Annotated in this window: 12 protein-coding genes; 9 read left to right on the forward strand and 3 right to left on the reverse strand. The window is 69.2% G+C overall.

Features of this window, described 5'->3' with window-relative positions:
• Nucleotides 1-15: 15 nt before the first annotated feature.
• From ABDV68_RS03935 to ABDV68_RS03955, 5 genes are all read left to right on the forward strand, one after another.
• Nucleotides 16-969, forward strand: coding sequence for a polysaccharide deacetylase family protein (locus tag ABDV68_RS03935; protein WP_343518352.1), 954 nt, complete (start codon nt 16-18; stop codon nt 967-969).
• Nucleotides 966-1883, forward strand: coding sequence for a GNAT family N-acetyltransferase (locus ABDV68_RS03940; RefSeq protein WP_343518353.1), 918 nt, complete (start codon nt 966-968; stop codon nt 1881-1883). Before ABDV68_RS03935 ends, ABDV68_RS03940 begins: the two co-directional genes overlap by 4 nt.
• A 312-nt stretch (nt 1884-2195) precedes the next feature.
• Entirely contained in the window at nt 2196-2927 is a 732-nt protein-coding gene (gene recO, locus ABDV68_RS03945; protein ID WP_343518354.1) for a DNA repair protein RecO, read from the forward strand.
• Between the two features lie 50 nt (nt 2928-2977).
• Nucleotides 2978-4021: a 3-isopropylmalate dehydrogenase gene (gene leuB, locus ABDV68_RS03950; RefSeq protein WP_343518355.1), complete on the forward strand. Its 1044-nt coding sequence runs from the start codon at nt 2978-2980 to the stop codon at nt 4019-4021.
• A complete protein-coding gene (locus ABDV68_RS03955; protein ID WP_343518356.1) occupies nt 4021-5124 on the forward strand; it encodes a glycosyltransferase family 2 protein in 1104 nt (367 codons plus the stop codon). The genes leuB and ABDV68_RS03955 overlap by 1 nt, the downstream gene beginning before the upstream one ends.
• Before the next feature lie 166 nt (nt 5125-5290).
• On the opposite strand, the gene ABDV68_RS03960 is transcribed toward ABDV68_RS03955, so the two are convergent.
• Nucleotides 5291-6529, reverse strand: a complete 1239-nt coding sequence (locus tag ABDV68_RS03960; protein WP_343518357.1) for a glycosyltransferase family 39 protein — start codon at nt 6527-6529, stop codon at nt 5291-5293.
• Nucleotides 6530-6614: 85 nt separating this feature from the next.
• On the opposite strand from ABDV68_RS03960, the gene ABDV68_RS03965 reads away from it, so the two are divergent.
• The 4 genes from ABDV68_RS03965 to ABDV68_RS03980 are packed head-to-tail and all read left to right on the forward strand — an operon-like array spanning nt 6615 to nt 9593.
• Nucleotides 6615-7823 carry an aminotransferase class I/II-fold pyridoxal phosphate-dependent enzyme gene (locus tag ABDV68_RS03965; protein ID WP_343518358.1) on the forward strand — a complete coding sequence of 403 codons (1209 nt, stop codon included), beginning with the start codon at nt 6615-6617 and terminating at the stop codon, nt 7821-7823.
• Nucleotides 7820-8218, forward strand: a complete 399-nt coding sequence (gene apaG, locus ABDV68_RS03970; RefSeq protein ID WP_343518359.1) for a Co2+/Mg2+ efflux protein ApaG — start codon at nt 7820-7822, stop codon at nt 8216-8218. The genes ABDV68_RS03965 and apaG overlap by 4 nt, the downstream gene beginning before the upstream one ends.
• Entirely contained in the window at nt 8215-9009 is a 795-nt protein-coding gene (locus ABDV68_RS03975) for a LysR family transcriptional regulator (RefSeq protein ID WP_343518360.1), read from the forward strand. Before apaG ends, ABDV68_RS03975 begins: the two co-directional genes overlap by 4 nt.
• Entirely contained in the window at nt 9006-9593 is a 588-nt protein-coding gene (locus tag ABDV68_RS03980) for a GNAT family protein (RefSeq protein WP_343518361.1), read from the forward strand. Before ABDV68_RS03975 ends, ABDV68_RS03980 begins: the two co-directional genes overlap by 4 nt.
• A 34-nt stretch (nt 9594-9627) precedes the next feature.
• Here ABDV68_RS03980 and ABDV68_RS03985 read toward each other — a convergent pair whose 3' ends face one another.
• Together ABDV68_RS03985 and ABDV68_RS03990 are read right to left on the reverse strand one after the other, a co-directional pair.
• The gene (locus ABDV68_RS03985) at nt 9628-10920 is read right to left on the reverse strand and encodes a serine hydrolase (RefSeq protein ID WP_343518362.1); all 1293 of its coding nucleotides are present in this window, start codon (nt 10918-10920) and stop codon (nt 9628-9630) included.
• Nucleotides 10917-12527 (reverse strand): DNA topoisomerase IV subunit B (locus tag ABDV68_RS03990; protein ID WP_343518363.1); only part of this gene is annotated, 1611 nt, incomplete at its 5' end. The genes ABDV68_RS03985 and ABDV68_RS03990, both read right to left, overlap by 4 nt.

Below are 12527 nucleotides of genomic sequence, written 5' to 3' on the forward strand. Positions count from 1 at the left end.
CGATAATGCCGCGTCATGCCGACTCGCGCGTTCCTGACCATCGATACCGAGCTGATGTGGCGGCACCACGCCGCCGGGCTCGACATCGAAGCCATCGCCGAACGCTCGCTCGAGCCGGCGGGCGTGGGCGTCGGCTATCAGCTGCGCATGCTCTCGCGGCACGGGCTCAAGGCGACCTTCTTCGTCGATCCGATGCCGGCGGTCGCCTATGGCATCGATCCGATCAAGCGCGTGGTCGAGGCGATCCTCGCGGCGGGGCAGGAAGTGCAGCTGCATCTCCACCCCAATTGGGCGGCGGCGAGCGGCGAGGACCGCACGCGCCATGCCTCGTTCGAGCTGATCGACTTCACCCTTGCCGAGCAGCGCGAGCTGATCCGCGCCGCCTCCGACCTGCTCGTCGCGGCGGGCGCCCAGAAGCCGGTGGCGTTCCGCTCGGGCAGCTATTCGGCGAGCGACGATACCCTCACCGCGCTCGCCGAGCTCGGCTTCCGCTACGACAGCAGCCATAACGGCTCCGAGCATCCCTGGCCGAGCGCGATCGGCCTGCCCGAACGCCAGATCGCGCCGGTCGCGCATCGCGGGATCGTCGAGCTGCCGGTGACGCTGATCGAGGATCGTGCCGGGCACCTGCGCCATTTCCAGATCTGCGCGCTCTCGACCGCCGAGATGCGCGACGCGCTCGATCACGCGGTGCGCGCGGGCCATGTCGCGGTGACGATCGTCAGCCACGGCTTCGAGCTAGCCAACCGCGCCGGCACGCGCGTCAACGCGGTGCACGTCCATCGCTTCGAGGCGCTGTGCCGGATGCTCGCCGAGCGCCGCGGCGCGATCGTCACCAGCCATTTCGCCGGGCTGCCCGAGCTGCCGCTCGACCGCGACGACGCGCCGCTTGGTCCCAGCTTGCTCCGCACGCGCATTCGGCAGGCGCAACAGCTCTGGTCGAACCTCGTCGCCGAGCGTGCCGCGTGACCAGCGTCGCGGCGGCCGCGCTCAACTTCCGTATCGGCGCGCGGACCGTGCTGCGCGTCAAGCGGACGATGGTGCCGGTGCCGGTAAGCCTCGACGCCGCGCGCGAAGGCCGGCTGCCGCAGCTCCCGCCGCTGCCGCAGGAAGCCCAGGGCTATATCGTGACCTCGCTGCCCGAGGACCGGCTGGAGGCGATGAGCTATGCCTCGGGCGGAATGATCGGCTTCGTGCGCCAGCGCTACAACCGCTATTTCGCGGATCTGACCGGCACCTTCGACGCCTATCTCGCCAGCCTGTCGTCGAACGCGCGGCAGGGGGTGAAGCGCAAGGCCAGGAAGGTCGCGCAGGCCTCGGGCGGGCAGCTCGACGTGCGGCGCTTCCGCACGCCTGCCGAGCTCCAGGCGTTCCACGGCATCGCGCGCGGCATCGCGGTCAACACCTATCAGGAAAAGCTGATGGGTGAGGGGCTGCCCGGCACGCCCGACTTCGTCCGCACGATGCTCGCCAACGCCGCCGCCGACGACGTTCGCGCCTGGCTGCTGTACATCGGCGACGCACCCGCCGCCTATCTCTACTGCCCAGCGGTCGGCGAAACGTTGATCTACGAATATGTTGGGCACGACCCCGCGTTCAACGAGCTGTCGCCCGGCGCGGTGCTGCAGATCGAGGCGTTCCGCGACCTGTTCGCGGAAGGCCGTTTCGCGCGCTTCGACTTCACCGAGGGCGAAGGGCAGCACAAGCGCCAATATTCGACCGGTGGGGTCGCCTGCCTCGACCTGCTGCTACTCCGTCCGAGCCTCGCCAACCGCGCGGCGACCACAGCGCTGGGCGGCTTCAACCGCGTGGTGGCGAGCGGCAAGTCGCTGGTCGAGGCGGTGGGCCTGGAGAAATTCTCCAAGCGGCTGCGGCGCGGATAGGCACGGATTCTCCTTCGCGATCCTCGAATCGCTATTCGACACCGGATAACCTATCTGGTTCGTGTAGGAAAGGCCGGCATGATTTGTCGGGGCTTTCCAGGAACTTGATGAGGCTGCTGCGGCGGCGGTGGCAGCCCTTGGCGGGCGATTTCGGCAGCGCCGCGCGAATGCGAAAGTGGAACATGTCGCGTCAGAAGTTGGCTTTTGGCCATTTGGACGGATGCGTCTTGGCGAGGGCGGATGTCCGCACGAACGAACGCGATGCCCGGGACGGCGATGGCGCGAGCACGATCGGCGCGGTAGATCGTCGCCATGCACCTCGCCACCACCGCCATCGTCCTCGCGATCCGCCCGCACGGCGAGTCCGGAGCGATCGTGCGGGCGCTGACCGGGGAGGCCGGGCTGATGGCCGGCTATGTGCGCGGCGGGCGCTCGCGCCAGCTGCGGCCGGTGCTCCAGCCGGGCAATGTCATCCTCGGCGACTGGCGCGCGCGGACCGAGGAGCAGCTGCCCGCGCTCACCGTCGAGCTGGTCCACAGCCGCGCGCCGATGTTCCGCGAGCCGCTGCCGGCGGCCGCGTTCGAATGGGCGACCGCGCTCACCGCCGCGGCGCTGCCCGAGGGGCAGCCCTATCCGCAGATCCACGCCGCGCTCGGCGGGATGCTCGACGCGATCGAGGCGGCGCCCGCGGCGCGCGGCTGGGCGGCGGCGCTGGTGCGCTACGAGCTGCTGATGCTCGCCGCGCTCGGCTTCGGGCTCGATCTCGATCGCTGCGCGGCGACCGGGACCAATGACGGCCTCGCCTATGTCAGCCCGAAGAGCGGCGGCGCGGTCAGCCGCTCGGGCGCGATCGGCTATGAGGCGCGCCTGCTGCCGCTGCCGCGCTTCGTGGTCACGGGTGGGGCGGCGGAGTGGGACGATATTTTCGCGGGCCTGCGGCTCACCGGCCATTTTCTCGAGCGCGACCTGTTGCATGGCAAGGCGGCCGAGGTGCTCGCCGCCCGGGCGCGGCTGGTCGAGCGGCTGAAGAGGGCGGTTGCGTGACGCCGCCAAGCCGGTAATGCGCCCCTGACCTTGTTTCAGGTGGAGCACCAATGCCGCTGATCGCAGTTCTTCCCGGCGACGGGATCGGTCCCGAAGTCACCACCCAGGCGTGCCGTGTGCTCGAAGCGCTCGACCTTGGCCTGGCGTTCGAGGAAGCGCCGGTCGGCGGCGCGGCTTATTTCAGCGACGGCCATCCGCTCCCCGAGCGCACGCTCGACCTCGCCCGGCGCGCCGATGCGCTGCTGTTCGGCGCCGTGGGCGATCCGCGCGGCGACAATCTCGAGCGCCATCTGCGGCCCGAACAGGCGATCCTGGGGCTGCGCAAGGAGCTCGAGCTGTTCGCCAACCTGCGCCCGGCGCGACTGTTCCCGGGGCTCGAAGACGCCTCGACGCTCAAGACCGAGGTGGCGAGCGCGATCGACATGGTGATCGTGCGCGAGGTCAATGGCGACGTCTATTTCGGCGAGAAGGGCATGCGCACCACCGCGGGCGGGCGCCGCGAAGGCTATGACATCATGTCCTATGACGAGGACGAGGTCGCGCGGATCGCCAGGGTCGGGTTCGAGACCGCGCGCGTGCGCAACCGCAAGGTCTGCTCGGTCGACAAGGCCAATGTCCTCGAGACCTCGCAGCTGTGGCGCGACGTGGTGATCGAAGTGGCGCGCGACTATGCCGATGTCGAGCTCACCCACATGTATGTCGACAACGCCGCGATGCAGCTGGTGCGCAATCCGGGCCAGTTCGACGTGATCCTCACCGGCAACCTGTTCGGCGACATCCTGTCCGACCAGGCGAGCATGTGCGCCGGCTCGATCGGCATGCTGCCCTCGGCGACGCTGGGGCGTTCGGGCAAGGGACTGTACGAGCCGATCCACGGCTCGGCGCCCGACATCGCCGGGCAGGGCAAGGCCAATCCCTGCGCGACGATCCTCTCGGCGGCGATGCTGCTGCGCTATTCGCTGGGCATGGAGGATGCGGCCGACCGGGTCGAGGCGGCGGTGACCGCGGCGCTGGTCAGCGGCGCGCGCACGGCGGACCTCGGCGGATCGCTTTCGACCGCCGAGATGGGCGACGCGGTGCTGCGGGCGCTTTGATGAGCCAGGCGTTGCTCGAGCTGGCGGTCGTCATCCCGACCTTCAACGAGCAGCGCAACGTCCCGGTGCTGGTCGCCGCGCTCGACAAGGCGCTGGCGGGGCGGCGCTGGGAAGCGATCTTCGTCGACGACGACAGCCCCGACGGCACCGCCGACGCGGCGCGCGAGCTGGGGCGGATCGACGGCCGCGTGCGGGTGATCCAGCGGATCGGACGACGCGGACTCTCCTCGGCGACGATCGAGGGGATGTGCGCCACCGCCGCGCCGTTCGTCGCGGTGATCGACGGCGACCTGCAGCATGACGAGACGCTGCTGCCCAGGATGCTCGACGCGCTGCAGGCCGACGAGAGCCTCGACGTCGCCATCGGATCGCGCTTCGTCGATGGTGGCGGGACCGGCGCATGGGACGGCGACCGCGTCGCCAAGTCGGCCTTGGCGGCGAAGCTGTCGCGCCGCGTGCTCAAGGCCGAGCTCAGCGACCCGATGAGCGGCTTCTTCATGATCCGCAGCGAGGTGGTGCGGCGCATGGTGCCGCATCTCTCGGCGATCGGGTTCAAGATCCTGCTCGACATCATGACCGCGAGCCCGCGGCCGCTCAAGTTCGTCGAGCTGCCCTATGTCTTCCGCACCCGCGCCGAGGGCGAGAGCAAGCTCGATCATGTCGTCGCGATGGAATATCTGATCGCGCTCTACGACCGCATGTTCGGGCGGGTGGTGCCGGTGCGGTTCGCGATGTTCTCGGGCGTGGGGGCGCTCGGCGCCGGAGTGCATTTCGGGACGTTGTGGCTGTTCTATCGCCTGATCGGGTACAGCTTCCTCACCGGGACGATCGTCGCGACTCTGGCGGCGATGACGTTCAACTTCTTCCTCAACAACGCGCTGACCTATCGCGACGCGCGCCTCAAGGGCTTCCGCCAGCTGCTCGACGGCTGGATCGGCTTCTGCCTGGTCTGCTCGGTCGGGGCGATCGCCAATGTCGGCGTGGCGGCGTTCCTGCACGACGTGCAGCAGGCGCAATGGGCGCCCTCGGCGCTCGCCGGCATCCTGGTCGCGGCGGTGTGGAACTTCGCGCTGTCGTCACGCTTCGTGTGGGGTCGGTACTAGAAAATTTGTTCACGCGAAGGCGCGGAGGCGCGAAGCGGTTCGGTGGCGGCGCGAAGCGCCTCTCTTCACTGCCAATGCAAGCGAAAGCCAGGAAAGAGTGAAAGCCGCTCACGCGGCAGGCTGCATCTTCGCGCCTCCGCGCCTTCGCGTGAACAAATTTTCCGAATCACGCCCAGCCCGGGAACCACATCCAGCGCTCGAATCCGCGCGGGCCGGGCAGGGCCAGCGCGGCGAGGATCGGGTAGAAATAGGCGAACAGCCCGACGCACAGCACCAGGAACCACTCATCGTTGCGCTTCACCTTCTCGCGCCAGTGGTGGAAGGCGACCGCCAGCACCACGCTCAGAAGGATGCCGGGCAGATAATAGTAATAATAGAAGCCCAGCGACTTGGGGATCACCGCCCATATGCCGAACGCGAAGGTCCACAGGATCGCGACCGCCAGCGGCGCGCCCGCCTTGCCGCGCACGCCCGCCCACCAGCACGCCGCCACCGCCGCCAGCCCGCCCCACATGATCGCGGGGTTGCCGATCAGCAGCACGCCGCGCTGCGCGCCCTGGTCGGGCTCGTAGAAATACCAGATCGGCCGGAGCATCAGCGGCCAGCTCCACCAGTCCGACTGGTAGGTGTGCGGGGTCAGCGGCTGGGTCTGGAGCTTCCACATCTCGATCTGGAACGGCACCAGCTTCGCCAGCGTCAGCGGCTCGGTCGCGTAGAAGAGGGCGGGCGCGAAAGTCAGGAAATAGGTGGCCATGCTGACCGTGCCGAGGATCGCGAGCCCCGCCGGCAACGGCATCCCGCCGAAGCGCTCGGCATGGCCGCGCCGCAGCCACAGGAACGCGCCGCCGGCGAAGGCGACATAGGGCACCGCCGCCCATTTGACCGCGACCGCCGCACCGAGCAGCGCTGCGGACGCCGCCCAGCGCCACGCCGCGCGCCGCGAATCGCTCCGCATCGTCCACAGAAAGGCAACGCCCCCCCAGATCAGGAACAGCCCCAGAAACGCGTCGAGCATGCCGATCCGCGCCTGCACGAACACCAGCTGGCCGAGCGCCGCGAACAGCGCCGCGAACAAAGCGGGGCGCGTCGCGCGCACCAGCAGAAGCGTGAAGGCATAGACCCCGACGATCGTCAGCGTCCCGGCGAGGCAGGCCGTCGCCCGCCAACCGACCGGATTGTCGCCGAAGATCAACATTCCGAGCGCGATCAACGACTTGCCGAGCAGGGGGTGCTCGATATTCACGGGATGCGACAGCTCGATCAGCACCCGCGCGGCGGGAACATAATGTACTTCGTCGAAGAACAGGATGCTCGGCCGCTGCAGTCCGATGCCGAACAGCAGCAGCGCGGCAATGCCGATCAGCAGCGCCAGCAGGGCGGGGCGTTGTTCGAGGCGATCGAGCATCCGGGCCACGCGATAGCGCAGCTTCTCGCCCGCGTCACCAGCCCACCCTTGCGCGCGTGCATGCGAGGCTTCTAGAGGGTTCCCCATGAAGCGCCGCACCGGACAGGACCGTAACGTCACCCGCAACTGGAAACCCGCCACGCTCGCCGTGCGCGGAGGCACCGCGCGCAGCGAATGGGGCGAGACGAGCGAAGCGCTCTTCCTGACCTCGGGCTACGCCTATGACTGCGCCGGGGACGCCGCCGCGCGCTTCGCCGGCGAGCAGCAGGGCATGACCTATTCGCGCCTGCAGAACCCGACGGTCGAGATGCTCGAGCAGCGCATCGCCCTGCTCGAAGGCGCCGAGGCGTGCCGCGCGACCGCGTCGGGCATGGCGGCGATGACCGCGGCGCTGCTGTGCCAGCTGTCGGCGGGCGACCACCTGGTCGGCGGGCGCGCCGCGTTCGGCTCGTGCCGCTGGCTCACCGACTCGCTGCTGCCGCGCTTCGGGATCGAGACCACGATCGTCGACGCGCGCGATCCGCAACAATTCGCCGATGCGATCCGGCCCAACACCAAGGTGTTCTTCTTCGAGACCCCGGCCAATCCGACGATGGACGTGGTCGACTTGAAGGCGGTGTGCGGGATCGCGCGCGAGCGCGGCATCGTCACGGTGGTCGACAACGCCTTCGCCACGCCCGCGCTGCAGCGGCCGATGGACTTCGGCGCCGATGTCGTCGCCTATTCGGCGACCAAGATGATGGACGGCCAGGGCCGCGTGCTCGCCGGCGCGGTGTGCGGCACCGAGGCGTTCATCAACGACACGCTGCTGCCCTTCCACCGCAACACCGGGCCGACGCTGTCGCCGTTCAACGCCTGGGTGGTGCTCAAGGGGCTCGAGACGCTCGACCTGCGCGCCGCGCGCCAGAGCGAGAATGCGCTCAAGGTCGCGCGTTTCCTCGAGGGCCGCGTCGCCAAGGTGAACTTCCCCGGCCTGCCCAGCCATCCGCAGCACAATCTCGCGATGAGCCAGATGACCGCTGCCGGCCCGATCTTCTCGTTCGAGGTCGACGGCGGACGCGCCCAGGCGCACGGCCTGCTCGACGCGCTCACCCTCATCGACATTTCGAACAATATCGGCGATTCTCGCTCGCTGATGACTCATCCGGCCTCCACCACGCACAGCGGCGTCGCCGAGGACCAGCGCTTGCTGATGGGCGTGGGCGAGGGGATGCTGCGGCTCAATGTCGGGCTCGAGGACCCGGAGGACCTGATCGCCGATCTCGACCAGGCGCTCGGCGCGGTCGGGTTGTGAAGGCGCTCTTCTCCCAGGAGGAAACCACGCGCGACATCGTCGTGCGCGTCTCGGTGAGCTATCTGCCCGAACAGTCCGAGCCCGAGCGCGGCCGCTGGTTCTGGGCCTATCACATCCGCATCGAGAATGAGGGACACCAGGCGGTGCAGCTGCTCACCCGCCACTGGATCATCACCGACGGCCGCGGCTCGCGCCATTCGGTGGAGGGCGAGGGCGTGGTCGGCGAGCAGCCGATGATCGCGCCGGGCGCGAGCTACGACTATGTCTCGGGCTGCCCGCTCGCGACGCCCACCGGGTCGATGCAGGGCAGCTATCGCATGGTCGGCGCGGATGGCATGGAGTTCGACGTGGCGATCCCCAAATTCTCCCTGTTGGCGCCGGCGGTAGCGGAATGAAGCGGACTCATCTCCCCCTCAACGGCCTGCGCGTGCTCGACGCCGCCGCGCGGCACCTGTCGTTCACCCGCGCCGCCGACGAGCTGGCGGTGACCCCGGCGGCGGTCGGGCAGCAGATTCGCGCGCTCGAGGACACGCTGGGCGTGGTGTTGTTCCGCCGCACCACCAAGGGCCTCGAGCTGACGCCCGAGGCCGAGGCCGGGCTCGCCGCGCTGCGTGCCGGATTCCTGCAGTTCGAGGAATCGGTGCGCGCGATGCAGGCGGGCCAGTCGTCCAAGTCGCTGACCATCGCCGCGCCGCGCGACCTGACCGAGAAGTGGCTGATGCCGCGCCTTGCCGGAATCGCGCGCGACGACGCCGAATTGCGCTTCGTGCTGATCGCAGCGGACGAGGCGATCGACTTCACGGAGGCCAATCTCGATCTCGCGATCCGCTGGGGCGAAGGTCCCGGCGAGCATGAGGGCGAGGCGCTGGAGAGCGACGGCATGGTCACCGTGGCGCGCCCGGGATCGAACGCCGAGACGCCGATCGCCTGGCCCGGCTGCGTCGCCGAGGACGGCGTGGCGCTGGTGCGGGTCGGCGATGCCGGGCTCGCGCTCGACGCGGCGGCGCAGGGGCTGGGACGCGCGACCGTGCCCGAATTGCTCGCGCGCGACGATATCGAGGCGGGGCGCGTCGCGATCGTCGGCGATCCCCGGCCGTCGCGGCTCGGCTACTGGATGGTGGCGCCGCTGCCGCAATGGCGGCAGAAGAAGGTCAAGACGTTGGTCGAGGCATTGGGAGAGGCGTGAGCTCGCTTCCGCCGCGCGAGACGGTGGTGCTCGAAACGCCGCGGTTGATCCTGCGGCCGCGCCGGGTCGAGGATGCCGATGCGCTGCATCCGGCCTTCGCCGATGTCGAGCTGATGACCTATTGGTCCGGCCCGCCGCACGAGACCGTGGAACAGACCCGCGCCGATTTCGCGCGCGACGCGCCGGAATGGCGCGCCTGGGCGATCACGCGGCCGGGTGACGATACCGCGATCGGCTTCGTCGCGGCGGGCGAGAAGCGCCAGGGCAACGTCACCGAGCTCGGCTATCTGCTCGCGCGCGAACATTGGGGCGGCGGCATCGCGCATGAGGCGGTGAGCGCGGTGATCGACCGAGTCTTCGCCGAGGGGCAGCGGCGCATCTTCGCCGACACCGATCCCGACAACCGGGGCTCGCGCGCGCTGCTCGAACGGCTCGGCTTCAAGTTCGAGGCCCTGCTGCGCGCCGAGTGGGAGACTCATCTCGGCGTGCGCGACACCACGATCTACGGCCTGCTCCGCGACGAGTGGCAGGCTCGTGCTCCTGCGAAAGCAGGAGCCCAGGGCGGCGATCGGCACCCATTGTGACTCTGGGCTCCTGCTTTCGCAGGAGCACGATGCGCTAGCGCGCCGCGACCTGGGTCAGCACGCGGTTCATCAGCAGCGCGAAACCGCGCTCGTTCACCGCGGCGTCCTTGCGCGTCCAGCCGCCGGTGACGGCGTACCAGTTGCCCTTCTTCGTCCTCACCAGCCAGCTCATGAAGATCACGCCCGGCTCTGACCCGCCCTTGTATCCCGCATAGTCGAACAGCGCCGCGCTCGGCGTGCCCGGGTTCACCGCCAGGATCGCAAGCGCCTGCGCGCCGCCGCTGGTGCGCAGCCAGTTCATCACCGCCGCTTCGTCGCGCGGGCTGGCGAACCACTCGATGTCGGGCGCGAGGGGCTTGTCGCCGAACATGCTGGGATCGAGCCGCGTCGCCGTCAGCCGCGCGCGGTTGTCGGCGAGCAGCTTGCGCCGACCGTCCGGACCGGCCGCTTTCCACTTCGCCGCCAGATCGGCATTGGCGGGCGCCTTGAGCTGGAATGCCTCCAGCGTCGTCAGCACCGGCAGCGTGGCGTTCGGATCGGCGACGCCGGTCCGCGCGACCATCGCGTCCACCTTGTCGCGCCCCAAGGCGCCAAGCAGCGTATCGGTCGCGGTGTTGTCGCTGATCGAGATCATCAGCGTCGCGAGCGTGTGCAGCGTGGCCGGCGACCCGGCGGGCCAAGTCTGGGTCACGCCCGAGGGCAGCGAGCGCGGCCCCAGCGTCGCCACGTCGCTCCATTTGCGCGGGCCGGCATTCACCTGCCGCGCCGCCTCGGCGAGGATCCAGAGCTTGAACGCCGATCCGATCGGCATCGGCTGCGTGCCCGCGACCTCGTTCACCGGCGTCACGCCGTCGCCGAGCGCATAGATGCCGAACGCGGCGGTGCCAGGCAGCGCGCGGATCTCCGCCTCGATCTTCGCGATCGTGTCGCCGCGCGGCTCGATGCTGGAGAGCAGCAGCCCGGTGACGCGATGCGGGGCGGCGGGATCGATCACGATCTCGACGGTACCGATGCCCTTCTCGAACCCGAGTTGCACGGTGGCGGCATACGGCGACTTCACGGTCACCTTCTCGGCCTTCGTCGCGACGCCGAACTGAGCCTTGAGCTGCTGGCCGATCTGGTCGAACTGCGCCTTGGGCACTTGCGCCTTGAAAGCGGGTGCGAAAAAGTCCTCGAAGTCGCCGGTGCCGTTGACGATCCCCGGCAACGCGTCGATCCGCGCCTGCAGGCCGGGCGAAACGGCGACGTTCTGAGCGGGGGCAGGCGCCTGCCGCGCGAGAGCCGGCATCGGGGCGAGCGTCAGCAGCAGCGCAGCCAGCAACCTCATGCGTCGATCGCCTCCTCATCGAGCCGCGCCGCATTCTCCTGGATGAAGGCGAAGCGGTGCGCCGGGTTGGTGCCCATCAGCCGGTCGACCAGGTCCTTTACGCCAGCGCGTTCCTCATATTCCTGCGGCAGGGTGATGCGGATCATGCCGCGCGTCTTCGGGTCCATCGTCGTCTCGCGCAGCTGGCCCGGGTTCATCTCGCCCAGGCCCTTGAAGCGCGCCACCTCGACCTTGCGGCCCTTGAACTCGGTCGCCTCGATCTCGGCGCGGTGCGCGTCGTCGCGGGCGTAGAGCGACTTGGTGCCGGCGGTGAGGCGGTAGAGCGGCGGTTGCGCGAGGTAGAGATGCCCGCGCCGCACGATCTCCGGCATCTCCTGGAAGAAGAAGGTCATCAGCAACGTGGCGATATGCGCGCCGTCGACATCGGCGTCGGTCATGATGACGATGCGTTCGTAACGGAGGTTGTCGGGCACGCAGTCCTTGCGCGTGCCGCAGCCCAGCGCCTGGATCAGGTCGGCGATCTCCTGGTTGGCCAGGATCTTCGCACTCGTCGCGCTGGCGACGTTGAGGATCTTGCCGCGGATCGGGAGGATCGCCTGGGTCTTGCGGTCGCGCGCCTGCTTGGCGCTGCCGCCGGCCGAGTCACCCTCGACGATGAACAGCTCGGTCCCGGCGGGATCGTCGGCCGAGCAGTCGGTGAGCTTGCCGGGCAGGCGCAGCTTGCGGCCCGAGGTCGCGGTCTTGCGCTTGACCTCGCGCTCCTGCTTGCGGCGCAGGCGCTCGTCCATCCGGTCGAGGACATAGCCGAGCAGCGCCTTGCCGCGGTCCATGCGGTCGGCGAGGAAATGGTCGAAATGGTCGCGCACCGCATTCTCTACGAGCCGCGCGGCGTCGGGCGAGGTCAGCCGGTCCTTGGTCTGGCTCTGGAACTGCGGATCGCGGATGAACACCGACAGCATCTGCTCCGAGCCGGTGACGATGTCGTCGGCGGTGACGTCCTTGGCGCGTTTGTTGCCGACCAGCTCGGCGAAGCTGCGGATGCCCTTGACCAGCGCGGCGCGCAGGCCCGTTTCGTGGGTGCCGCCGTCGGGGGTCGGGATGGTGTTGCAATAATAGCTGTACGAGCCTTCGGACCAGAGTGGCCAGGCGACCGCCCATTCGACCGATCCCTGGCCGTCGGCGAACTCCTGCCGGCCCGAGAAGAACTGGCTCGTCGCGCATTCGCGGGTGCCGATCTGCTCGCGCAGATGGTCGGACAGGCCGCCGGGGAACTGGAACACCGCTTCGGCCGGGGTGTCGTCGCCGATCAGCGAGGGATCACATTTCCAGCGGATCTCGACGCCCGCGAACAGATAGGCCTTCGACCGGGCGAGCCGCATCAGCCGGCCGGGGCGGAAATGCGCGCTCGGGCCGAATATCTCGGGATCGGGGGTGAAGGAGACGCTGGTGCCGCGCCGGTTGGGCGCCGCACCGAGCTTCTCGATCGGGCCCAGCGTGGTCCCGCGCGAGAAGCGCTGGCGGAACAACTCCTTGTTGCGGGCGACCTCGATCACCGTCTCGGTCGACAGCGCATTGACCACGGACACGCCGACGCCGTGCAGGCCGCC

It is taken from the genome of Sphingomonas sp. (assembly GCF_039595165.1).
GTDB lineage: Bacteria > Pseudomonadota > Alphaproteobacteria > Sphingomonadales > Sphingomonadaceae > Sphingomonas.

Coding starts and splice junctions, on each gene's coding strand:
- ABDV68_RS03935 (WP_343518352.1), top strand. CDS start 16: ATGCCGACTCGCGCGTTCCTGACCATCGATACCGAGCTGATGTGGCGG.
- recO (WP_343518354.1), top strand. CDS start 2,196: ATGCACCTCGCCACCACCGCCATCGTCCTCGCGATCCGCCCGCACGGC.
- leuB (WP_343518355.1), top strand. CDS start 2,978: ATGCCGCTGATCGCAGTTCTTCCCGGCGACGGGATCGGTCCCGAAGTC.
- ABDV68_RS03955 (WP_343518356.1), top strand. CDS start 4,021: ATGAGCCAGGCGTTGCTCGAGCTGGCGGTCGTCATCCCGACCTTCAAC.
- ABDV68_RS03960 (WP_343518357.1), bottom strand. CDS start 6,529: ATGCTCGATCGCCTCGAACAACGCCCCGCCCTGCTGGCGCTGCTGATC.
- ABDV68_RS03965 (WP_343518358.1), top strand. CDS start 6,615: ATGAAGCGCCGCACCGGACAGGACCGTAACGTCACCCGCAACTGGAAA.
- ABDV68_RS03975 (WP_343518360.1), top strand. CDS start 8,215: ATGAAGCGGACTCATCTCCCCCTCAACGGCCTGCGCGTGCTCGACGCC.
- ABDV68_RS03985 (WP_343518362.1), bottom strand. CDS start 10,920: ATGAGGTTGCTGGCTGCGCTGCTGCTGACGCTCGCCCCGATGCCGGCT.